37 protein-coding genes are annotated in these 21,855 nt (G+C 36.2%); 36 read left to right on the top strand and 1 reads right to left on the bottom strand.

Annotated elements, in window-relative coordinates; genetic code table 11:
* Window positions 1-7: 7 nt before the first annotated feature.
* Entirely contained in the window at window positions 8-991 is a 984-nt protein-coding gene (locus RMAG_RS00845) for a KpsF/GutQ family sugar-phosphate isomerase (protein ID WP_011737576.1), read from the bottom strand.
* A gap of 39 nt (window positions 992-1,030) precedes the next feature.
* Here RMAG_RS00845 and RMAG_RS00850 point away from each other — a divergent pair, with 39 nt between their 5' ends.
* The 36 genes from RMAG_RS00850 (at window position 1,031) to RMAG_RS05770 (ending at window position 20,925) form a co-directional block, all read left to right on the top strand.
* Entirely contained in the window at window positions 1,031-1,510 is a 480-nt protein-coding gene (locus RMAG_RS00850) for a low molecular weight protein-tyrosine-phosphatase (RefSeq protein WP_235093613.1), read from the top strand.
* A gap of 128 nt (window positions 1,511-1,638) precedes the next feature.
* A complete protein-coding gene (gene rpsL, locus RMAG_RS00855) occupies window positions 1,639-2,013 on the top strand; it encodes a 30S ribosomal protein S12 (RefSeq protein WP_011737578.1) in 375 nt (124 codons plus the stop codon).
* A 32-nt stretch (window positions 2,014-2,045) separates the two neighbouring features.
* Entirely contained in the window at window positions 2,046-2,519 is a 474-nt protein-coding gene (gene rpsG / locus RMAG_RS00860; RefSeq protein ID WP_011737579.1) for a 30S ribosomal protein S7, read from the top strand.
* A 24-nt stretch (window positions 2,520-2,543) separates the two neighbouring features.
* Entirely contained in the window at window positions 2,544-4,646 is a 2,103-nt protein-coding gene (fusA, locus tag RMAG_RS00865; protein WP_011737580.1) for an elongation factor G, read from the top strand.
* Between the two features lie 10 nt (window positions 4,647-4,656).
* Window positions 4,657-5,847: an elongation factor Tu gene (gene tuf / locus RMAG_RS00870; protein ID WP_011737581.1), complete on the top strand. Its 1,191-nt coding sequence runs from the start codon at window positions 4,657-4,659 to the stop codon at window positions 5,845-5,847.
* Window positions 5,848-5,937: 90 nt separating this feature from the next.
* Window positions 5,938-6,249, top strand: a complete 312-nt coding sequence (gene rpsJ / locus RMAG_RS00875; protein ID WP_011737582.1) for a 30S ribosomal protein S10 — start codon at window positions 5,938-5,940, stop codon at window positions 6,247-6,249.
* Window positions 6,250-6,284: 35 nt separating this feature from the next.
* Window positions 6,285-7,001, top strand: coding sequence for a 50S ribosomal protein L3 (gene rplC, locus RMAG_RS00880; RefSeq protein WP_011737583.1), 717 nt, complete (start codon window positions 6,285-6,287; stop codon window positions 6,999-7,001).
* A 19-nt stretch (window positions 7,002-7,020) separates the two neighbouring features.
* Complete coding sequence (gene rplD, locus RMAG_RS00885; RefSeq protein WP_011737584.1) at window positions 7,021-7,635, top strand: 50S ribosomal protein L4; 615 nt, start codon at window positions 7,021-7,023, stop codon at window positions 7,633-7,635.
* Window positions 7,632-7,922, top strand: a complete 291-nt coding sequence (gene rplW, locus RMAG_RS00890) for a 50S ribosomal protein L23 (protein WP_011737585.1) — start codon at window positions 7,632-7,634, stop codon at window positions 7,920-7,922. The genes rplD and rplW overlap by 4 nt, the downstream gene beginning before the upstream one ends.
* Before the next feature lie 10 nt (window positions 7,923-7,932).
* Window positions 7,933-8,763 carry a 50S ribosomal protein L2 gene (rplB, locus tag RMAG_RS00895; RefSeq protein WP_011737586.1) on the top strand — a complete coding sequence of 277 codons (831 nt, stop codon included), beginning with the start codon at window positions 7,933-7,935 and terminating at the stop codon, window positions 8,761-8,763.
* A 2-nt stretch (window positions 8,764-8,765) separates the two neighbouring features.
* Complete coding sequence (gene rpsS, locus RMAG_RS00900; RefSeq protein ID WP_011737587.1) at window positions 8,766-9,035, top strand: 30S ribosomal protein S19; 270 nt, start codon at window positions 8,766-8,768, stop codon at window positions 9,033-9,035.
* A 14-nt stretch (window positions 9,036-9,049) separates the two neighbouring features.
* Window positions 9,050-9,382, top strand: a complete 333-nt coding sequence (gene rplV, locus RMAG_RS00905; protein ID WP_011737588.1) for a 50S ribosomal protein L22 — start codon at window positions 9,050-9,052, stop codon at window positions 9,380-9,382.
* Window positions 9,383-9,389: 7 nt separating this feature from the next.
* The gene (gene rpsC, locus RMAG_RS00910) at window positions 9,390-10,088 is read left to right on the top strand and encodes a 30S ribosomal protein S3 (RefSeq protein WP_011737589.1); all 699 of its coding nucleotides are present in this window, start codon (window positions 9,390-9,392) and stop codon (window positions 10,086-10,088) included.
* Window positions 10,089-10,100: 12 nt separating this feature from the next.
* On the top strand, window positions 10,101-10,511 hold the full coding sequence (gene rplP / locus RMAG_RS00915; protein WP_011737590.1) for a 50S ribosomal protein L16: 411 nt from the start codon (window positions 10,101-10,103) through the stop codon (window positions 10,509-10,511).
* A complete protein-coding gene (gene rpmC, locus RMAG_RS00920) occupies window positions 10,511-10,699 on the top strand; it encodes a 50S ribosomal protein L29 (RefSeq protein WP_011737591.1) in 189 nt (62 codons plus the stop codon). Before rplP ends, rpmC begins: the two co-directional genes overlap by 1 nt.
* The gene (rpsQ, locus tag RMAG_RS00925) at window positions 10,696-10,962 is read left to right on the top strand and encodes a 30S ribosomal protein S17 (protein ID WP_011737592.1); all 267 of its coding nucleotides are present in this window, start codon (window positions 10,696-10,698) and stop codon (window positions 10,960-10,962) included. The genes rpmC and rpsQ overlap by 4 nt, the downstream gene beginning before the upstream one ends.
* A gap of 28 nt (window positions 10,963-10,990) precedes the next feature.
* Window positions 10,991-11,359, top strand: coding sequence for a 50S ribosomal protein L14 (gene rplN / locus RMAG_RS00930; protein WP_011737593.1), 369 nt, complete (start codon window positions 10,991-10,993; stop codon window positions 11,357-11,359).
* Window positions 11,359-11,670 (top strand): 50S ribosomal protein L24, encoded by a 312-nt coding sequence (rplX, locus tag RMAG_RS00935; RefSeq protein WP_011737594.1) that lies wholly within the window; start codon window positions 11,359-11,361, stop codon window positions 11,668-11,670. The genes rplN and rplX overlap by 1 nt, the downstream gene beginning before the upstream one ends.
* Window positions 11,671-11,692: 22 nt before the next feature.
* Window positions 11,693-12,232: a 50S ribosomal protein L5 gene (gene rplE, locus RMAG_RS00940; protein ID WP_011737595.1), complete on the top strand. Its 540-nt coding sequence runs from the start codon at window positions 11,693-11,695 to the stop codon at window positions 12,230-12,232.
* Between the two features lie 5 nt (window positions 12,233-12,237).
* A complete protein-coding gene (gene rpsN / locus RMAG_RS00945) occupies window positions 12,238-12,543 on the top strand; it encodes a 30S ribosomal protein S14 (RefSeq protein ID WP_011737596.1) in 306 nt (101 codons plus the stop codon).
* Window positions 12,544-12,554: 11 nt separating this feature from the next.
* Window positions 12,555-12,950 (top strand): 30S ribosomal protein S8, encoded by a 396-nt coding sequence (rpsH, locus tag RMAG_RS00950; protein WP_011737597.1) that lies wholly within the window; start codon window positions 12,555-12,557, stop codon window positions 12,948-12,950.
* 15 nt (window positions 12,951-12,965) lie between these two features.
* Complete coding sequence (rplF, locus tag RMAG_RS00955) at window positions 12,966-13,511, top strand: 50S ribosomal protein L6 (protein ID WP_011737598.1); 546 nt, start codon at window positions 12,966-12,968, stop codon at window positions 13,509-13,511.
* A 17-nt stretch (window positions 13,512-13,528) separates the two neighbouring features.
* Window positions 13,529-13,876 carry a 50S ribosomal protein L18 gene (gene rplR, locus RMAG_RS00960; protein ID WP_011737599.1) on the top strand — a complete coding sequence of 116 codons (348 nt, stop codon included), beginning with the start codon at window positions 13,529-13,531 and terminating at the stop codon, window positions 13,874-13,876.
* A gap of 43 nt (window positions 13,877-13,919) precedes the next feature.
* On the top strand, window positions 13,920-14,438 hold the full coding sequence (gene rpsE, locus RMAG_RS00965) for a 30S ribosomal protein S5 (protein WP_011737600.1): 519 nt from the start codon (window positions 13,920-13,922) through the stop codon (window positions 14,436-14,438).
* Window positions 14,438-14,758 (top strand): 50S ribosomal protein L30, encoded by a 321-nt coding sequence (gene rpmD / locus RMAG_RS00970; RefSeq protein ID WP_011737601.1) that lies wholly within the window; start codon window positions 14,438-14,440, stop codon window positions 14,756-14,758. The genes rpsE and rpmD overlap by 1 nt, the downstream gene beginning before the upstream one ends.
* Window positions 14,759-14,771: 13 nt before the next feature.
* Window positions 14,772-15,206, top strand: coding sequence for a 50S ribosomal protein L15 (gene rplO / locus RMAG_RS00975; protein WP_024792036.1), 435 nt, complete (start codon window positions 14,772-14,774; stop codon window positions 15,204-15,206).
* A 3-nt stretch (window positions 15,207-15,209) separates the two neighbouring features.
* Window positions 15,210-16,508 (top strand): preprotein translocase subunit SecY, encoded by a 1,299-nt coding sequence (secY, locus tag RMAG_RS00980; RefSeq protein WP_011737603.1) that lies wholly within the window; start codon window positions 15,210-15,212, stop codon window positions 16,506-16,508.
* A gap of 13 nt (window positions 16,509-16,521) precedes the next feature.
* Window positions 16,522-16,635 carry a 50S ribosomal protein L36 gene (rpmJ, locus tag RMAG_RS00985; RefSeq protein WP_010646235.1) on the top strand — a complete coding sequence of 38 codons (114 nt, stop codon included), beginning with the start codon at window positions 16,522-16,524 and terminating at the stop codon, window positions 16,633-16,635.
* A 155-nt stretch (window positions 16,636-16,790) separates the two neighbouring features.
* On the top strand, window positions 16,791-17,144 hold the full coding sequence (rpsM, locus tag RMAG_RS00990; RefSeq protein WP_011737604.1) for a 30S ribosomal protein S13: 354 nt from the start codon (window positions 16,791-16,793) through the stop codon (window positions 17,142-17,144).
* 15 nt (window positions 17,145-17,159) lie between these two features.
* Window positions 17,160-17,543: a 30S ribosomal protein S11 gene (gene rpsK / locus RMAG_RS00995; protein WP_011737605.1), complete on the top strand. Its 384-nt coding sequence runs from the start codon at window positions 17,160-17,162 to the stop codon at window positions 17,541-17,543.
* A gap of 9 nt (window positions 17,544-17,552) precedes the next feature.
* Complete coding sequence (rpsD, locus tag RMAG_RS01000; protein WP_011737606.1) at window positions 17,553-18,179, top strand: 30S ribosomal protein S4; 627 nt, start codon at window positions 17,553-17,555, stop codon at window positions 18,177-18,179.
* 12 nt (window positions 18,180-18,191) lie between these two features.
* Entirely contained in the window at window positions 18,192-19,172 is a 981-nt protein-coding gene (locus RMAG_RS01005) for a DNA-directed RNA polymerase subunit alpha (protein ID WP_011737607.1), read from the top strand.
* Between the two features lie 10 nt (window positions 19,173-19,182).
* On the top strand, window positions 19,183-19,581 hold the full coding sequence (gene rplQ / locus RMAG_RS01010; protein ID WP_011737608.1) for a 50S ribosomal protein L17: 399 nt from the start codon (window positions 19,183-19,185) through the stop codon (window positions 19,579-19,581).
* Between the two features lie 10 nt (window positions 19,582-19,591).
* The gene (gene rpsU / locus RMAG_RS01015; protein WP_011737609.1) at window positions 19,592-19,807 is read left to right on the top strand and encodes a 30S ribosomal protein S21; all 216 of its coding nucleotides are present in this window, start codon (window positions 19,592-19,594) and stop codon (window positions 19,805-19,807) included.
* A 324-nt stretch (window positions 19,808-20,131) separates the two neighbouring features.
* Window positions 20,132-20,281 (top strand): GatB/YqeY domain-containing protein, encoded by a 150-nt coding sequence (locus tag RMAG_RS05975; protein WP_235093611.1) that lies wholly within the window; start codon window positions 20,132-20,134, stop codon window positions 20,279-20,281.
* A 476-nt stretch (window positions 20,282-20,757) separates the two neighbouring features.
* Window positions 20,758-20,925 carry a response regulator transcription factor FixJ gene (locus tag RMAG_RS05770; RefSeq protein ID WP_157834472.1) on the top strand — a complete coding sequence of 56 codons (168 nt, stop codon included), beginning with the start codon at window positions 20,758-20,760 and terminating at the stop codon, window positions 20,923-20,925.
* Window positions 20,926-21,855: the final 930 nt, after the last annotated feature.

The following is a 21,855-nucleotide window of genomic DNA, read 5'->3' on the forward strand; positions in this document are numbered from 1 at the left end:
AGATTTTTTAAATAATTTTTGCTTGCATTAGGGTATGAGTATTGATAGCGCCAACGACTTGGTTGTTGTCATCAACGACGGGTAATGAGTTTAGGTTAAATTCATCCATCATTTGCACTGCCGCCATGGCAGGCCTGTCTTTTGAGATTGATTGGCAATTAGGCGTCATAACCTTGCTAATGGTTAGACTTTGAATATTAGGATATGTTTCAAGTACACGTCTTAAATCACCATCTGTAAAAATACCTTTTAAAATGTTGTTGTTGTTGGTAATTAATACCATGCCTAAGGTTTTTTGACTCATTATTAATAAGGCGTCTAGCAATTTAGTATCAGCACTAACGATAGGTATATCATCCCCTATTTTCATAATGGTACTGACAAGGGTTAACAAGCGACGACCTAATGTACCTGATGGGTGTGAGCGGGCAAAATCATCTACACTAAAACCTTTATTGATTAATAAGCTAATTGCTAGTGTATCACCCATGACTAAAGCTACCGTGGTTGAAGAAGTTGGGGCTAAGTTATGTGGGCAGGCTTCTTTTTCAACACTGACATCAAGATGCACGTTACTGATCCTACCAATTGAGGAGTTTACATTTTTTGTCATGCCAATGATTAAAATACCGAGACGTTTAATGATTGGTATTAAGGTCATAATTTCATCAGATTCTCCAGAGTAGGAAATAGCAATCACCACATCTTCTTGTGTAATCATGCCTAAATCACCATGCCCTGCTTCACCAGGATGAACAGCAAAGGCAGGGGTGCCAGTAGAAGCAAATGTTGCAGCAATTTTGCCCGCAATGTGCCCAGATTTTCCCATGCCAATTAATACCACTTTGCCAGTGCAATTTTGGATTAATTGACAAGCATCGATAAAACTTTGATCAAGCCCATCGGCTAGCATCATTACAGCTTGTGCTTCAGTTAAAATGACTTTTTTTGCAGATTGTAACAGTGAGTTGGACATGGCTAATAAACACATTGGTATAATAAGTGTTAATTTTATCAATACATAAGACAGGTGAGTAAAGAAAAAACAAAAATTTTATTTGTATGTATGGGTAATATTTGTCGCTCGCCAACGGCAGAGGGTGCTTTTAAGTCACAAATGGAAAAGCGTGGTGTTGGGTGCTTGTTTGAAATAGATTCTGCAGGTACTCATGCTTATCATATCGGTGAGCAGCCAGATTCACGTTCGCAATTAGCTGCTAATAAATGTCATGTTGATTTATCTTATCAGCTGGCAAGACAAGTGCATAAGAGTGACTTTTATCATTATGATTATATTTTTTCTATGGACACTTCAAATTTGAGTGTTTTACAATCTATTTGTCCACGTGAATATCAAACTAAACTATCATTAATGTTGGATAATATTCCTAATAACCAAGTAAAAAGTGTGCCCGATCCTTATTTTGAAGGATGCTTTGATGAGGTATTTGAAATGCTAAATTGTGCCAGTGGTTTTTTATTGCAAAGCTTGTTAAAAAGATCTCTATAAATCTTGTTGACATAAGTACTCCTAACAAGGTATAATGCCTCGCTTTATCGTCTTTAGAGAAAAAACAAAAGAGGATTTAATAATTTGAATACATTATAAACTTTAGAGAAATTTGGAGAAATTGCAATATGTCAACGATTAATCAATTGGTGCGTAATCCGCGTAAAAAGAAAGTCATCAAAAGTGGTGTGCCAGCATTAGACAGCTGCCCTCAAAAGCGTGGTGTTTGTACTCGTGTGTACACCACAACTCCTAAAAAGCCTAATTCGGCACTTAGAAAAATTGCTCGTGTTCGACTTACCAATGCCAATGAAGTAACGACCTATATTGGTGGTGAAGGTCATAACTTACAAGAACACTCAGTGATTCTTATTCGTGGTGGTCGTGTGAAAGATTTACCTGGTGTTCGTTACCACACAGTTCGTGGTGCATTAGATACAACAGGCGTTGATGGTAGAATGCAAGGCCGTTCTAAATACGGCACTAAAAAGTCAAAAAAATAAAAAATTACAATAATTAAAACAAGAGAAATACAATGAGAAGAAGATCCGCGCCTAAAAGAAAAATTTTGCCAGATCCTAAATTTGGTGATTTGGTATTGGCTAAATTTGTTAATATTTTAATGCTTGATGGTAAAAAATCAGTGGCAGAAAAAATTGTATACGAAGCATTAGATATCATTGAAATTAGAGGGGGGGGTAATGAACAACCAATTGAGGTGTTTAAGCAAGCTTTGGATAATATTGGTCCTCAAGTTGAAATTAAATCTCGTCGTGTTGGTGGCTCTACTTATCAAGTGCCAATTGAAGTCAGAGCTGAACGCAAAATTGCTTTAGCAATGCGTTGGATTATTGAGGCGTCACGTAAGCGTGGTGAAAAAGGAATGAAGCTTAGACTGGCGGGTGAAGTTCTAGATGCTGTACAAAATCGTGGTAGTGCATTTAAAAAGAAAAAAGACACTCACAGAATGGCAGAAGCAAATAAAGCATTTGCTCATTTTCGCTGGTAGTAATACAAATAGGACATAAAAAAAATGGCAAGAATAACTCCGCTTGATCGTTATCGCAATGTTGGTATTATGGCGCACATTGATGCCGGTAAAACAACCACAACAGAGCGCATTTTATTGTACACAGGCCGTACTCACAAAATTGGCGAGGTACATGATGGTGGTGCAACCATGGACTGGATGGAGCAAGAACAAAAACGTGGTATTACCATTACTTCTGCAGCAACCACTTGTTTCTGGAAGGGTATGGATAAGCAATTCGAGGACCATCGTATTAATATTATTGACACACCTGGACACGTTGACTTTACCATTGAGGTTGAACGTTCATTAAAAGTATTAGATGGCGCTTGTGCTGTATTTTGTGCAGTTGGTGGTGTAGAACCTCAGTCAGAAACAGTCTGGCGTCAGGCGAATAAATACAATGTACCAAGAATTGGCTTTGTTAATAAAATGGACCGTGCTGGTGCAGACTTTTTACGTATTTGCGAGCAAATTAAAACACGCTTAGGTGGTAATCCAGTTCCCATGCAAATTGCCATTGGTGCTGAGGAAAATTTTGAAGGTGTGATAGACTTAATCAGTATGAGGGCTATCTTTTGGAATGAAGCTGATCAGGGTGCAACTTATGAAACAAGAGATATTCCTGCAGAATTACAAGAATTAGCAGAAAAAAAACGCGAGTTCATGATTGAATCTGCCGCTGAGGCAAATGATGAATTAATGGAAAAATATCTTGAAGAGGGCGAGCTTAGTCATGATGAAATTAAAGAGGGTATTCGCTCTCAAACTATTAAAAGTGAAATTATCCCAATGTTTTGCGGCTCTGCTTTTAAAAATAAAGGTGTACAAGTAGTGTTAGACGCCATGATTATGTATATGCCATCACCACTAGATGTAGATGCCATTGCAGGCATATTGAATGATAAGGATGAGGCAGTTGCTTCTAGAAATGTGGGTGATGATGAACCATTTGCCGCATTAGCATTTAAAATTGCAACTGACCCATTTGTGGGTAATTTGACTTTTTTCCGTGTATATTCAGGCGTATTAAAAGCAGGTGATTTTGTATATAACTCATCTCAAGGTAAGAAAGAACGTATTGGCCGTATGGTGCAAATGCATGCTAATGAACGTGAAGAAATTAAAGAAGTGCGTGCAGGTGATATTGCCGCAGCAATCGGTCTTAAAGATGTTACGACAGGCGATACTTTATGCGATCTTAAACAGAAAATTGTTTTAGAAAAAATGGAGTTTCCTGAGCCAGTAATTGCTTTGGCAGTTGAGCCTAAAACTAAGGAAGATCAAGAAAAAATGGGTATTGCACTTGGTAAATTGGCTGCTGAAGATCCTTCTTTTCGTGTGTCAACTGATGAAGAGTCAGGTCAAACTATTATTGCAGGTATGGGTGAGCTTCACTTAGATATTATTGTTGATCGCATGGTTCGCGAATTTGATGTTGAGTGTAATGTTGGTGCACCACAAGTTTCTTATCGTGAAGCCATCACAACCATGGTTGAGCATCAATATAAATTTGCCAAGCAATCTGGTGGCCGTGGTCAATATGGCCATGTATATTTACGAATTGAACCTCAAGAGCCAGGTGCTGGTTATGAATTTGTTGATGAAATTAAAGGTGGTGTTATTCCCAAAGAATATGTACCTGCAGTAAATAAAGGTATTCAGGAACAAATTAAAAATGGCGTATTAGCTGGGTTTCCTATAGTTGATATTAAAGTAACTGTTTATGATGGTTCTTATCATGATGTTGACTCAAATGAAATAGCATTTAAAATTGCAGCCAGTAAGTGTTTGAGTGAGGGCGTTAGAATGGCTAATCCTCAGTTGCTTGAGCCAATGATGGCGGTAGAAGTTTCAACGCCTGAAAATTATATGGGCGATGTAATAGGCGATATTAATAGGCGTCGTGGTATTGTTAGTGCGATGGAAGATACACCTACAGGTAAGCAAATTAAGGCAGAAGTCCCTTTAATAGAAATGTTTGGTTATGCTAATGATTTGCGTTCAATGACACAGGGCCGGGCAAGCTATTCAATGGAATTTAAAAAATATACAGCAGCGCCAAAAAACGTGGCTGATGAAGTGATTGAAAAATTAAATAAGTAAGGAGTATAAAATGTCAAAAGAAAAATTCGAAAGAACTAAGCCACACGTCAACGTTGGAACAATCGGTCACGTTGACCACGGTAAAACTACACTCACAGCCGCTATCACTAAAATCATGTCAGAAGCACGCGGTGGTGAGTTCAAAGATTATGCAGATATTGATAATGCGCCTGAAGAAAGAGAACGTGGTATTACTATTTCAACAGCCCACGTTGAGTATGAAAGTGAAGCTCGTCATTATGCACATGTTGACTGTCCAGGACATGCCGACTACATTAAAAACATGATCACAGGTGCTGCCCAAATGGACGGCGCTATTATTGTCATCGCTGCCACAGATGGTCCAATGGCTCAAACTCGTGAACACATCTTATTGTCTAAACAGGTAGGTGTACCTTACATCGTTGTTTACATGAATAAAGCTGATATGGTTGATGATGAAGAATTGGTTGAATTGGTTGAACTAGAAATCCGTGAGTTATTGGATGAATATGATTTCCCAGGTGATGACACTCCAATTATCTTTGGTTCAGCCCTTAAAGCTTTAGAAGGCGACATGTCAGATATTGGCATGTCTTCTATTATTAAATTAGTAAAAGCATTAGACACTTACATTCCAACCCCTAAACGTGATACAGACAAGTCATTCTTAATGCCAATTGAGGACGTATTCTCAATCTCAGGTCGTGGCACTGTAGTGACAGGCCGTATTGAAGCAGGTATTGTTTATGTCGGTGATGAGTTAGAAATCGTTGGTATTAAAGACACACAAACCACTACTTGTACAGGTGTTGAAATGTTTAGAAAGTTACTTGATTCAGGCGAAGCAGGTGACAACGTGGGTGTTTTACTTCGTGGTACCAAACGTGAAGAGGTTGAACGCGGTCAAGTATTAGCCAAGCCAGGTTCAATTAAGCCACATTCAAAGTTTGAAGCAGAAGTTTATATTTTAAGCAAAGATGAAGGTGGTCGTCATACCCCGTTCTTTAACAACTACCGTCCACAGTTCTATTTTAGAACAACAGATGTTACAGGTGCTTGTCAGCTACCTGATGGTGTAGAGATGGTTATGCCAGGTGATAACGTGAAAATGCAAGTAGAGTTATTATCACCAATTGCTATGGAAGATGGTTTAAGGTTTGCTATTAGAGAAGGCGGTCGCACAGTGGGTGCGGGTGTGGTTTCTAAGGTAACGGATTAAATTAGTTAATTAAGGCGTAAGGTTTATTGTATAATCTTTCGTTTTTCGTTTTAGAAATTTGCAACGTAAATAGACAGGATATAAAGGCACATGAGCAATCAAAATATTAGAATTAAATTAAAAGCGTTTGATCATCGTTTAATCGACAAGTCAGCGCTTGAAATTGTGGAAACAGCTAAGCGCACAGGTGCCAGTGTTAGAGGTCCAATTCCTCTACCTACTAAGAAGGAGCGTTTCACTGTATTGACCTCTCCTCACGTTAATAAGAAGGCAAGAGATCAATACGAATTAAGAACTTACGTTAGATTAATGGATGTTATTAGTCCAACAGATAAAACAGTAGATGCACTCATGAAGCTAGATTTAGCAGCTGGTGTTGATGTTGCAATTAAGCTTAATTAAACACAAAAGTAAGTAAATAATTTAGGAATAAGATCATGGCAATGGGTTTAGTAGGACAAAAAATAGGAATGACGCGCTTGATAAGCGATGACGGTTCTATCACGCCAGTGAGTGTAATTAAAATTGAACTTAATCGTATTGTTCAAACAAAAACGGTTGATACAAATGGCTATAGTGCTATCCAAGTAACAACAGGAGTGAAAGTAAATAAAAAAGGCGAAGCTAAAGTGCATCGCGTACCTGCTGCAATTAAAGGTCATTACGCTAAAACCTCTCAAGAAATTGGTTTGGGACTTTGGGAATTTAGAGTAGAGGCTGATGAAATAACCGATGCAACAAGTGTTGATATTTCATTATTTAGCGCTGGTCACTATGTTAATGTTGTTGGTAGATCTAAAGGAAAAGGGTTTCAAGGTGGTGTAAAACGCCATAATTTCCAAATGCAAGATGCCACTCATGGCAACTCAATTTCTCACCGTGCTATTGGTTCTACAGGACAATGTCAAGAACCGGGCCGTGTATTTAAAGGTAAGAAAATGGCTGGTCATATGGGTAATGAGCAAGTAACTCAAGAGTGCTTAAAGATTGTTAAAGTGGACAGTGAAAGAAATATCATTTTTGTTAAAGGTTCAATTCCTGGTGCAACTAAAGGCTTTGTTAAAATTTCTTTATCATCTAAGAAAAATAAAATTAATCAAGAAGTTAGTAAAAATATTCAAAATCAGGCAACTAATGAAGTTGTTTTAAACTGAACAAGCGTAAGGGCTTAAGATGAAATTTAAAGTATTAAATATAAGTACAAATAAGTCAAGTACCATTGAGGTGGCTGATACTGTTTTTGCAAGAGGTTTTAATCAAGCACTGGTTCACCAAGTGACTACGGCTTACATGTCTGGCGGTCGTCAAGGTTCCAAAGCACAAAAAAATCGTTCTACTGTTAGTGGCGGTAGTAAGAGACCTTGGGCGCAAAAAGGTACAGGTCGTGCTCGTGCTGGTACTACTCGTGGCCCTATTTGGCGTTCAGGTGGCGTGACATTTTCAGCTGCACCAAGAGGTTATGCGCAAAAGGTTAATAAAAAAATGTATAAGGGTGCAATTAGTGTTATTTTTTCTGAACTTGCTCGCTCTGAACGTTTAAAAGTGGTGTCAGAATTTAACATTAAAGAGATTAAAACTAAAAATATCACCGCATTACTCAAGGCACTTAATGTTAAAGATGTTTTACTAATGACTGATGAGCTAGATGAGAATTTATATTTATCTTCTCGTAATTTATATCATGTTGGTGTTTGTGATATACAAAGTATTGATCCAGTTAGCTTGATTGGTTATGATAATGTTGTGGTAACTGAAATAGCATTGAAGAAAATTGAGGCAATGTTATGAATCAAGAAAAAATATTAAAAATCTTATTGGCACCAATCGTTTCTGAAAAAACGACCATGCTATCAGCACATAATCAATATGCATTTAAAGTTCGTGTTGATTGTTCTAAAAGAGAAATTAAAGCTGCAGTTGAAATGTTGTTTAGCGTTAATGTTGAGAATGTGACAACCTCAATTGTTAAAGGTAAGAAAAAAATATTTAAAGGCAGGATTGGATCACGTCCAAATTGGAAGAAGGCAATGGTAAAAGTGTCTGAAGGCCAAATGATTGATGTGAGCAGAACTTAAAGAGATTATTATGGCGCAAGTAATTAAAAGAAAACCAACCTCACCAGGCAGAAGGTTTGTTGTTAGTATTGTAGATAAAGAGTTACATAAGGGCGCGTCTTATGCGCCATTAACACAAAGCAAAAATAGAATTAGCGGTCGTAATAACGTAGGTCGTATTACCACACGTCATAAGGGTGGTGGACATAAGCGTCGTTATCGTATTATTGACTTTAAGCGAAATAAAGACGATATTACTGCACGTGTTGAACGTTTAGAATATGATCCAAACCGTAGCGCTAATATTGCCTTAGTTTTATATACTGATGGTGAGCGTCGTTATATTATTGCACCTCATGGGCTGAGTGTTGGTTATACTATTGTGTCAGGTAATTCTGTTGCTATTCAAGCAGGCAATGTAATGCCATTAAGCAATATTCCATTGGGTGGTGTAGTTCATTGTATTGAATTAAAACCTATGAAAGGCGCGCAAATTGCTCGTAGTGCTGGTGCCTTTGCACAATTGATTGCTAAAGAAGGCAACTATGTTACTTTAAGACTTCGCTCTGGTGAGGTGCGCAAGGTTTTAGCAGATTGTCGTGCAACGATTGGTGAAGTTTCTAGATCTGAACATAGTTTAAAAAAATTAGGTAAAGCAGGTGCCACTCGTTGGCGAGGTGTTCGTCCAACTGTTCGTGGTGTTGTTATGAACCCAGTTGACCATCCACATGGTGGTGGTGAAGGTAAAACCAGTGGTGGCAGACACCCAGTTTCTCCTTGGGGTACACCAACCAAGGGTTATAAAACACGTAGTAATAAACGCACAGATAAGCTCATTTTGCGTCATAGGAATAAGGGTTAATTATGGCTAGATCATTAAGAAAAGGACCATTTATAGACGAGCACTTAATCAAAAAAGTATTAGTAGCTCAAGAAAAAAATGATAGAAAACCAATTAAAACATGGTCGCGTCGTAGTGTTGTTGTACCTGAAATGATTGGTCTTACGATTGCAGTTCATAATGGTAGAGTGCATGTTCCTGTGTCTATCAATGAAAATATGATTGGTCATAAATTGGGTGAATTTGCTATTACTAGAACTTTCAAAGGCCACTCTGGTGATCGCAAAGTTTAAATAGGTAGATGACAATGAAAGAAGTTAAAGCAATACATAAATATGCAAAAACATCCGCTTTTAAGGTAAGGTTGGTGGCGAATCAGATTCGTCTTAAATCGGTAGACGAAGCCTTAAATATTTTATCATTTAGTAATAAAAAGGCAGCAGTTTTAATTAAAAAAGTGTTGAACTCAGCTATTTCTAATGCTGAGCACAACGATGGACTAGATATTGATGAATTATTCGTTGCCAGTATTTGTATTGACGAAGGTTCAACCATGAAAAGAATTCGTCCAAGAGCAAAAGGTAAAGCGAATAGAATTTTAAAAAGAACAAGTCATATTACAGTTGGCGTAAGCAAGTAGGTTTAATATGGGTCAAAAAGTAAATCCAAAAGGTATTAGATTAGGTATTGTCAAAGATTGGGATTCTAAATGGTATGCCAATAGTCAAGATTATTCTAAGTATTTATTATCTGATATTAAGGTTAGAGATTATCTATTCGATAAATTAACGAACGCTTCTGTTAGTCGTATTCAGATTGAACGCTTGGCAAATAATGCTAAGATTACTATTCACACGGCACGTCCAGGTATTATTATTGGTAAGAAAGGTGCTGATATTGAACAGTTAAAATCAATTGTTTCAAAAATGATGGGCATCCCTGTTCATATTAACATTGAAGAAATTAAAAAACCTGAACTTGATGCGCGTTTGGTAGCTGAAAATATTGCTCAACAATTAGAAAAACGTGTGATGTATCGTCGTGCTGTTAAGCGTGTGTTAGGCAATACAACTCGTTTAGGTGCTAAAGGTATTAAAGTAATGGTCAATGGACGTTTAAATGGTGCAGAAATTGCACGTTCTGAGTGGTATCGTGAAGGCCGAGTTCCATTACATACTTTTAGGGCTGATGTTGATTACTCTTCTTATGGTGCAAACACACAGTACGGTGTTATTGGTATTAAGGTTTGGATTTTTAAAGGTGAGATTTTAAATCACAAAAAAGGTACACTAGATGAGGTTGCTCGTCGTGGTGCAACGAATCAGATTGCCCAAAAAATAAAGTGAAGGATTTGATAAATGTTACAACCTAAGAGAACAAAATTTAGGAAAATGATGAAAGGCCGTAATCGTGGTCTTGCAACGGGTTATAAGGTTAGTTTTGGTGAAATCGGACTTCAGGCTGTGAGCAGATGTCGCATGACTGCTAGACAAATTGAATCTGCACGTCGTGCAATGACGCGCCATGTTAAGCGTCAAGGAAAAATTTGGATTCGTGTATTTCCAGACAAGCCTATTACTAAAAAACCATTAGAAGTTAGAATGGGTAAAGGTAAAGGTAGTGTTGAATATTGGGTTGCACAAATCAAACCTGGTCAGATGTTATTTGAAATGCAAGGTGTTGATGAAATAATTATTAGAGAGGCGTTTGCGTTAGCGGCAGCAAAGTTGCCAGTCAAAACAACAATAATTAAACGGACGGTAATGTAATGAATGTTAAAGAGTTAAGAAATCAAGACGTTTCAACACTTAATGAAACCTTGATTAAACTTCTAAAGAAGCATTTTGAGTTGCGTATGCAACATAAAAGTGCACAATTGGATGATGCTTCAAAGTTGGGAAAAACTAAAAGATCTATTGCACAAGTTAAAACCATTATTAGGCAGAAACAAGTATGAGTGAAAAAAAAGTAGAACGTGTATTAACAGGCACGGTTGTGAGTAACAATCGTAACAAGACCATTGCTGTTTTAATTGAACGCAAAGTAAGACATCCTATTTACAAAAAATACATTAAACGCAGCACCAAAGTTCATGCGCATGATGAAAAAAATAAATGTGCACTTGGCGATTTAGTTCGAGTGGTTGAAGCAAAACCATTTTCAAAAACTAAACATTGGGCATTACTGGAAGTGGTTGAAAAATCAGTTTTTGTTGATTAATATTAAATTTATTTAAAGAGAGTAGATCATGATTCAAATGCAAACAAAACTTAAGGTCGCAGATAATAGTGGTGGTGTTAAAGCGATGTGTATTAAAGTACTGGGCGGTTCTAAGCGTCGTTATGCTAATATCGGTGATGTCATTAAGGTCAGTATTAAAGAAGCCGCATCGCGTGGTAAAGTTAAAAAAGGCGATGTGTATGATGCAGTTGTTGTACGTACTGCTCATGGTGTTCGCCGTAGTGATGGGTCTTGTATTCGTTTCGATAATAATGCAATTGTACTTCTAAATACAAAACTTGAGCCAATCGGTACTCGTATTTTTGGTCCAGTGACTCGTGAATTACGCAGTGCACAATTTATGAAAATTGTCTCACTTGCACCAGAGGTTTTATGATGAAAAAGATTAAATTAAACGATGAAGTTATTATTATTACTGGCAAAAATAAAGACTCTACAGGTGCAGTAATCAAGGTGTTAGATTCTAAGGTGTTAGTTGAGGGCTTAAATCTTGCAAAAAAACATGTAAGATCTAACCCAAATGCAGGTGTTACGGGTGGTATTACAGAGATAGAAGTTCCTCTAGCGGTTTCTAATGTTGCTATTTATAATTCAGCAACTAAAAAAGCTGATAGAGTGGGCATCCGAACTAATAAAGACGGCATTAAGGAAAGATTTTTTAAATCAAATAATGAAGTAATCGTTTGATTAAGTATAAGGAAATATAAGCGTGTCTAGATTACAAGAACAATACAAAAATGAAATTTTACCAGCTTTGCAAAAAGAACTAGATATGTCTAATCCTATGCAAGTGCCTAAAATTGAAAAAATTACAATCAATATGGGATTGGGTAGTGCATTGGGTGATAAAAAAGTACTGCAAAGTGCATTGAAAGAAATGAGCCTTATTTCTGGTCAAAAGCCATTAATTTGTAATGCACGTAAATCGGTGGCAAGTTTTAAGCTAAGAGAAGGAAATCCAATTGGTTGTAAGGTCACTTTACGTAAAGAAAGAATGTATGAATTTCTTGATCGGTTGATTAATATTGCCATTCCTCGTATTCGAGATTTTCGTGGTTTTAAGGCCACTGCATTTGACGGTCGCGGCAATTATAACATGGGTATTACTGAACAAATTACGTTTGCTGAAATTGATTTTGAAAAAGTAACAAGAATACTTGGGATGGATATTGCTATTACCACCACTGCAAAAAGTGATGAAGAGGCTAAGAAATTATTGGTAATGTTTAAATTCCCATTTAAAGGATAAGAAAAATGGCTAAAAAGTCTATGATAAATAGAGACATCAAGCGTACAAAACTGGTTGAAAAATACAAAGTAAAACGTCTTGAGCTTAAAAAAATTATTAAGAGTATTAACGTATCTGATGAAGAACGTTTTCAAGCAACCATTAAGTTACAGGCTCTGCCACGTGATGCTTCACCAACACGTCAGCGTAATCGTTGCGCTTTGACAGGTCGTCCACATGGTTTTTACCGTAAGTTTGGCCTTGCTAGAACTAAACTTAGAGAGCGTACTATGAATGGTGAAGCTCCAGGTCTATCTAAAGCAAGCTGGTAAGGGGAAATAATATGAGTATGTCCGATCCTATTGCTGATATGTTAACGCGCATTCGCAACGCACAAATGGTTGAGAAGAAAGAAGTTAACGTTCCAGCGTCAAATTTAAAATCTGCCATTGCAAGTGTGATGCAAGAAGAAGGCTATATTAAATCTTTTAGTGTTGATGGCATTGCTGCTAGTAAAACATTAAACATCAAATTAAAATATTATGACAATAAGTCAGTCATTGAAAAATTAAAGCGTATATCAAAGCCAAGTTTAAGAGTTTATGTGAGCAGTTCACAAATGCCAAGTGTTATGAATGGCTTAGGTATTGTTATTGTTTCTACGCCTAAAGGTGTGATGACTGGACAAACAGCATATGAGCAAAATATAGGTGGCGAAGTTTTATGCAGCGTTTATTAATATTGGAGAGTTAGAATGTCTAGAGTTGCAAAATCACCTATTACCATACCAACTGGTGTTGAAGTTACTATTACTAGTAATTTAATGTCTGTCAAGGGTAGGTTTGGTCAGTTGAATATGAGTATTCATCCTTGTATTGTAATTACAAATACTAATAATAAACTTAGCTTTGATATAACTATTACTGAAAAGAAAGAGCAAAAGAAAGCTTGGGCTCAAGCTGGCACAGCAAGGGCTAATACTGCAAATCTTATTCAAGGCGTAACAGAAGGTTGGGAAAAGAAGTTAACCCTAATTGGTGTTGGTTATCGCGCCAAAGTGATGGAGAGGGTGCTGAATCTTACGTTGGGCTTTTCACACCCAATTAATTACAAACTTCCAGAAGGTATTACCGTTGAAGCACCCTCTCAAACTGAAATTATTATCAAAGGTATGGATAAGCAAAAAGTAGGTCAAGTAGCTGCTGAAATTAGAGCTTATCATCCGCCAGAGCCCTATAAAGGTAAGGGCGTTTGCTACATTGATGAGCAGGTTGTTCGTAAAGAAGCTAAAAAGAAATAATTGACCAAGGTATTAATATGAAACTTTCTAAAAAACAAGCTCGTTTAAGAAGAGCGACCAAATTTAGAGCTAAACACGCACAAGGAAGTACTAAGCGCTTGTGTGTTCACAAAACTGCACAGCATATTTATGCTCAGATTATTAGTCCTTGTGGTACTAAAGTTTTGGCCTCAGCTTCAACATTGACAGCTAAACTTAAAAATGGTGGTAATGTAGATGCAGCAACTAAAGTTGGCAAAGAAATTGCTAAAGCTGCCACTAGTGTAAAAGTAATAAAGGTAGCTTTTGACCGTTCTGGATTTAAATATCATGGTCGTGTTAAAGCGTTGGCTGACGCGGCGAGAGAAGGTGGTTTAGACTTCTAAGTTATCAATAAGATTAATTAAAAAAATTTAAAAGGCGTAAATAATGGCTGAATATAAGAAAAATAACAACAACGATGATAAGGATTATATTGAAAAATTGGTTAATATTCGTCGTGTTGTAAAAGTAGTAAAAGGTGGCCGTATCTTTGGTTTTTCAGCGCTTGTTGTTGTTGGTGATGGTAACGGTAAAGTTGGCTATGGCACAGGAAAAGCGCGTGAAGTGCCTGTCGCTATTCAAAAAGCAATGGATAAAGCGCGCAAAAGAATGAAGTCTGTTTCACTGGTAAACGGTACGCTTCATTATCCAATTGTCTCAAGCGTTGGTGCGGCTAAAGTTTATATGCAGCCAGCCTCAGAAGGTACGGGTGTTATTGCTGGCGGTCCAATGCGTAGTGTATTGGAGGCAGTGGGTGTACATAATATTTTGGCAAAATGTAACGGTACTCGTAATCCAATTAGTGTGGTGCGTGCAACGGTTGAAGGGTTGACTTCTATGTCATCTCCACAATTAGTTGCTGCTAAGCGTGGCAAGACTGTTGATCAAATTACTAGGAAAGGATAATGGTTGAAGAAAATAAAATAGTTAAGAAAGTAATAGTAACTAAAAAACCGACTATCAAAAAAGCACCAGTTAAGGCAGCATTTAAAAAAGAAGTAGTAGTTAAGAATGCAACAGTAATTAAAAAGACACAAACATCTAGTAAACGCAACACAGTTAATATTACCCTAGTTAAAAGTTTTCATGGTCGCTTACCATCTCATCGTGCAACCATTGTAGGACTTGGTTTAAAGCGCATTAACCATATAAAAGAGCTTAAAGATACGCCTGAAATTAGAGGTATGATTAATAAAGTGGCTTACTTACTAAAAGTAGAGGATTAAGAAAATGAACGTTATGCAATTAAATACTTTGTCGCCCATTCAAGGCGAGAAACAATCAAGAAAACGTGTGGGTCGTGGTATTGGCAGTGGCTTTGGTAAAACTTGTGGTCGTGGTCATAAAGGTCAAAAAGCACGCTCTGGTGGTTTTAGAAAGGTTGGTTTTGAAGGTGGTCAAATGCCTTTGCAACGTCGTCTTCCAAAGGTTGGATTCTCATCAAGAGTATCCATTGTTACGTCACAAGTAACATTATCTGAAATTGATAGGCTGACTGAGACTGACATTACTATTGATGCTTTAAAAGCACACAATTTAATCACTAAAAATATTAAACGTGTTAAAGTCATACTTTCTGGTGAAATTATCAAAACAGTTACATTGACTGGCATCAAAACAACTAAAGGCGCAAAGTTGGCGATTGAAGCCGTTAAAGGCTTAGTGAACGAGTAGGTTATGAAGCAATCCTTAGGTCTCTCTCAAGATTTATCAAAGCGTATCCTTTTTTTACTGGGTGCGTTAATTGTTTTTAGGTTAGGCACACATATTACCATTCCATTTATCTCTAGTGCAGCACTTGCTTCACTTGTACAAGATCAGCAAGGTACGATTTTGGATATGTTTAATATGTTTTCAGGTGGCGCGCTAGAAAGATTGTCTATTTTTACTTTAGGCATTATGCCTTATATTTCAGCGTCAATTATTATTCAGTTGATGACTTCTATTGTGCCAAAGTTAGAGCAACTGAAGAAAGAGGGCGAAACAGGTAAACGTAAAATTACACAATACACACGCATAGGTACAGTGGTATTAGCAATATTTCAATCTTATGGTATCTCTATTGCTTTGCAATCACAAAGTTCTGGTGGTATTGCTTTGGTTACTCAAGGTGACTTTACTTTTAATATGGTGACTGTAGTGACATTAACTACGGGTACTTTATTTTTAATGTGGCTGGGTGAACAAATCACAGAAAAAGGCATTGGTAATGGTATTTCAATGATTATTTTTGCTGGTATTGTTTCAGGTTTGCCTTCGGCATTAGGCTCAACTTTATCATTAGTAGCCACAGGCGAGTTAACTATTATTTTGGTGGTAATTCTATTGATCATGACATTACTGGTTACAGCCTTTGTGGTCTTTATGGAGCGAGGACAACGCCGTATTACGGTTAATTATGCCAAGCGTCAACAAGGTCGTAAAATGGTTAGTGGGCAAAGTTCATATTTGCCGTTAAAAATTAATATGGCAGGTGTTATTCCACCAATTTTTGCCTCATCAATTATTTTATTTCCAGCAACTTTGGGAGGTTGGTTTTCGCAAAGTGAAGGCATGGATTGGTTGGCAGATCTAACTGCTAGTATTTCTCCAGGACAACCCTTATATGTGTTATTTTATGGGTTGGCCATTGTATTTTTTACCTTCTTCTATACAGCATTAACATTTGATTCAAAAGACACGGCTGATAATTTACGCAAGTCAGGTGGTTTTATTCCAGGTATTCGACCAGGCAAACACTCGGCAGATTACATTGATTTAGTTATGTCTAGGTTAACGGCATCTGGTGCGATTTATATTACTGCTGTTTGTTTGTTGCCAGAGTTTTTAATTTTATATTGGAATGTACCATTTTACTTTGGTGGCACAAGTTTGTTAATCATTGTTGTGGTGGTGATGGATTTTATTGCACAAGCTCAATCTCACTTAATGTCTAATCAGTATGAGTCATTAATGAAGAAGACAGGTTTAAACTAAAAAGGTCATTATTATGAAAGTAAGAGCATCAGTTAAGAAAATTTGTAACAATTGTAAAATTATTAAACGTCATGGTGTAGTTCGTGTTATTTGTAAAGAACCTCGTCATAAGCAAAGACAAGGTTAATTAGGATTGACATTGAAAAGTTGTAAGTGTAAAATCATGGGTTTTTTAAATTGTATGCTTTTTATTAAAATGAAAGCTTACGATACGTAATGATAGTAAAAGAATATAAGGAAATAAAGTCTACGAAACAAACACACGTTAGAGGTATAAGATAAATGGCTAGAATAGCAGGAATAAACATCCCGACACATAAACATATTGTGATTGGCTTGCAGTCAATTTTTGGTATTGGTGATACCAGAGCAAAAGCGACTTGCAAGATCCTTAAATTAGATCCAGCTACCAAAGTTGTTGATATTGCTGAAGATCAGTTGGAATTAATTCGTGCAGAAGTTGCTAAGTATGAAGTTGAAGGTGATCTTCGTCGTCAAGTTTCTATGGATATTAAACGTCTTAAAGATTTAGGTTGTTATCGTGGTGTTCGTCATAGAAAATCACTGCCATTACGTGGTCAAAGAACAAAAACAAACGCAAGAACTCGTAAGGGCCCTCGTCGTTTAATTAAATAATCATAGGTAGATATTATGGCTAAAACACCCACAAGAAAGAAGTCTAAAAAAGTAATTATTGATGGTATTGCGCACATTCATGCAACGTTTAATAATACCATTGTGATGATTACAGATCGTCATGGTAATGCAATTTGTTGGTCTGCCTCAGGTGGTTCTGGTTTTAGAGGCTCAAGAAAGTCTACACCATTTGCTGCACAAGTAACTGCAGGTAGTTGTGGTGAGAAGGCACTGGCTTTTGGTATGAAAAACTTAGAAGTTCGTGTTAAGGGTCCAGGTCCTGGCAGGGACTCAGCAATTCGTGGTCTTAATGCACAGGGTTTAAAAATTCAATCAATCACAGATGTGACACCAATTCCTCACAATGGTTGTCGTCCTTCTAAGAAACGTAGAGTATAAGGATAAATTATGGCTAGATATACTGGACCTACTTGTAAATTAGCACGTCGCGAAGGCACGGACTTATTTCTTAAAAGTGGCATTAGATCATTAGATTCTAAATGTAATGTGACTCAACTTCCTGGTATGCACGGTGCTAATGCGCGTCGTCAAAAGGGCACAGAGTATGGCTTACAATTACGTGAAAAACAAAAAGTAAGACGTATTTATGGTATTTTAGAAAAGCAATTTCGTCTATATTATAAAAAGGCTTCGCAAAAGAAAGGCTCTACAGGTGAAAATTTATTATCACTGCTTGAGTGTCGTTTGGATAATGTTGTTTATCGTATGGGTTTTGGCTCCACACGTGCCGAGGCGAGACAATTGGTTTCACATAAGTCTATTTTGATGAATGGCTTGGTTGTTAATATTCCTTCTTACCAAGTGAGTGTTAATGATGAAATTTCAATTAGAGAAAAAGCTAAAAAGCAAAGTCGTATTCAATTAGCACTTGAGTTGGCTGAGCAATCAACTCAACCACAGTGGCTTGATATTGATCACAAAGCACTTAAGGGTGTGTTTAAAAATGTTCCTGCTCGTGATGAGTTATCATCAGACATTCAAGAACATTTAATCGTTGAACTGTATTCTAAATAAGGAATTATAATTATGCAAGGTAGTGCAAGAAATTTTTTAAAACCAAAGCTAGTTGAGTCTTCTCAAACTGGTGTTAATGAATTCAAGGTAATCCTTGAGCCTCTTGAGCGAGGGTTTGGTCATACTTTGGGAAACGCCCTAAGAAGAACGCTGTTATCTTCTATGACAGGCTCTGCTGTAACTGAAGTTGCTATTGATGGGGTTATGCATGAGTTTTCTACAATTGAGGGCGTTCAAGAAGATGTATTAGATATTTTACTTAACCTTAAAGAGGTGTCAGTTATGTTAAATACAGCTGAAACTGCGCAAGTTGTTATTGAAAAAAAAGGTCCGTGTGAAATTACAGTGGCTGATATTGAGGCTAATGGTATTGATATTACGGCATTTAATCCTGATAAGGTGATAGCAACAATTAATGATGAAAGTCATATGCGTATGACACTTAAGATTAGTACTGGTATTGGTTATGATACTGCCACTTCACGTACTGACGAAGCATCAAGTATTGGTGGTATGCAGTTAGATGCAAGTTTTTCACCCATTAGACGTGTTAGTTTTACAGTGGATGCAGCGCGTGTTAAGCAGAAGGTTAATCTTGATAAGTTAAATATTACGATTGAGACTAATGGCTCGGTTAATGCAGAAGTTGCTATTAAACGTGCAGCAATAATCTTACAAGAACAATTATCTTCATTCGTTGAATTAGAGTTGGTAGAAGAAGAAGAAGCATTGCCAACATCAGAAGATTTTGATCCACAATTGTTAGCAGCAGTAGATGAGTTAGAATTAACTGTACGTAGTGCGAACTGCCTAAAGGCAGAACAAATTTACTATATTGGTGATTTGATTCAAAAATCTGAGCAAGATCTACTAAGAACGCCTAATTTAGGTCGAAAATCACTTAATGAAATTAAAGAAGTGCTAACTGAAAAAGGCCTTAACTTAGCCACCAGTATTGAAAATTGGCCACCAGTTGATTTAATGAGTGAATAAGGAGTAAGATATGAGGCATAGAAAATCAGGTAGACAATTAAATCGCAACTCATCCCACCGTAAAGCGATGTTTAAAAATATGGCAAATTCATTGTTTTTACATGAAACTATTCGAACAACTTTATCTAAAGCAAAAGAACTTAGACGTGTTGTTGAGCCATTAATTACTAAAGCCAAAATTGACAGTGTTGCTAATCGTCGTAATATATTTTCAAAATTACGTGATGACGCAATAGTTGCCAAATTATTCACTGAATTAGCACCATTTTATAAAGATCGTCCTGGTGGTTACATTCGTATTTTAAAGGCTGGTTTTCGTGCTGGAGATAAAGCATTAATGGCAATTGTCCAATTGGTTGACTTTGAAACCACGACAGATATAGTTGCTGAAACTACCGACTTTTCATAAAGGAAAATACATGCCTTCAATTAAAGTAAGAGAAAACGAACCTTTTGATATTGCACTTAGACGCTTTCGTCGTACCTGTGACAGAGCTGGTGTTATCACTGATGTAAGAAAGAAAGAATTCTATGAAAAGCCAACTTGGGTTAATAAGCGCATGAAAGCTGCTGCTGTTAAAAGAACACACAAAGAAATGGCTAAAAATCGTGTTCATCGTAAACGCATGTACTAGATAGACGTACATTCTAAGTATTTCGCTTATGTCTGAATTAAAAATTCGCAGAACTACTGGCTATGAAGACCAAAGACAAAGCTACCCTAAAGCGGTGGTACGTATAATTTTATGAACAATCAAATAAAGAGAAGTTGACGAATGCATTGAACTGGATGATATGCAGTTGCTTAGTGTTGTGTAGAAATGATTAAGCAGCGTAAAAAGATTTAATTTCACAATTTAAAGAAACGTGTGATATTGATTTAGTTGGCGTTGAAGAAGCAGAGTTGATTGTTATTAACAATTATATGTATATGCTAGAAGCAATTATCATATGTTGAAGTGAGTGTTGTTATTGATAAAGCGATTGTTGATAGCGGTGTGTTTTTTATGAAAGATATGGACAAACTCATGGAGTTGTTAAAAAGTAAATTAGATGGCAAAACTAATATGGGCGTTAATCTTGGCTTGTTTCGATCTAAACTCTCTTAAAATAAAATCTCGCCACATATTCTGTAATTCTGTATGGTTGAAATATCTAATTGATACAAACTGGTAATAATTTGTACTATTGCGCTTTATAATTCCTTGTAGGTGTATTAGAGAACATAATAAAATTATTTTAAATAAGGAGCGCCCTTTATTGACAGATGTATATCGTCATTATAATTCATTACTGTTCAACATTAGAGTTATTAATATGGCCTTAATCCCCATATTTAACCAAGCCTTCACTTTTCTCAATGTTGGCATTTATAGAATTAATAATATGATGTTGTCAATATTCTTTAAATATTTTTAAGGTAGGGTGAAACTGACTAGTTTGGTTATTTGTAAAACAATCTTTGTGCTTGTTTAAGATAAAAGAGACCAAGAATTTGTATCTTCTTTCCTTATTTCTAAAAAATTTCATGCGAAAGCCTACATTAGCTAATTTGATTATACTCATGTAGATATTACAATCTGATATGGGGAGGGATGGCCCTATTATTTTAAATAGGCTTAACAAGATAGAATCTCTTAGTCCAGTTGTATTTATTGCTAATATTAGCTCGATTGCCATTATAGTTGATGCAATCAAATTAGGTGTGCTTTATTTTATTGAAAAGTCATTGGTGGAAGAAAAACTTTTATAAAAAGTGATTGGTACTATTAATGAATTTCAAAAGAATATTAATGTATTACTCGTTATGAATTGTTAACCAATAAAGAAAAGCAAATATTTGCCTATTGTACTTGGTATTACTAATTAGTAGATGACTGAAAAACTATATATTTTACGATCAATCGTTGAAAAGTATAGGAGAGCTTTAGTGATTATGAAAAAGATGACTCTTGCCATATTTGATTAAAATATTGTGATAATGCATATTTATCATCTTTTACTTATTCTTTTAAGCCTCATTTTTTTGCTTTATGATATTGAGAAGGATTTATGAAGTTATTATTGATACTATCTATCGATACCTAATTATGCAAAAGAAACACGTTGAATAACATAAATTTAAGACGTGTTTATGGACGGAGATTTGGTTGAATGTTAATAATTATGAATTTTTATCAATTTTTACATCGAGTGAGCCTGATATTAAAAAATAGTGATTATAGTCCATGGTTTTAGGTATAAGACTAGGTTCAAATTATTGAACTATTGCGAGTTATGTTAACTGAAAAAAAGAGGGTTAATACTTTTCTATTTAAGTGTCTGTGTTGGCAAATTGGGTTGATGATGATCAATATGAGCCTTTAATTATTTAAAAGCATAAGGTTTTGAGATAAATACATTGGTTGCATATAGTTTAGGTAGTTCGATGAGCGTACATTGTTTAATTAATAATTATATCTATTTAAAGAATTTGTGTTAGATTTAGTAGTTGAATATTTGACAAAGATTGATATTCTCATGCTTGATTTATAGTATGGATGATATTGGGTTGGTATTAAGCTCTGTAGAGACGCGTAAAATAAAAATTACCATCAAAAAATGGTTAATGCAGATCACTTTTTAATTAATATGGTCAACACCTGGTTGAATTAGTTCAACTATTATTACTTAGAATATTTTC

The organism is Candidatus Ruthia magnifica str. Cm (Calyptogena magnifica), from assembly GCF_000015105.1.
GTDB lineage: Bacteria > Pseudomonadota > Gammaproteobacteria > PS1 > Pseudothioglobaceae > Ruthia > Ruthia magnifica.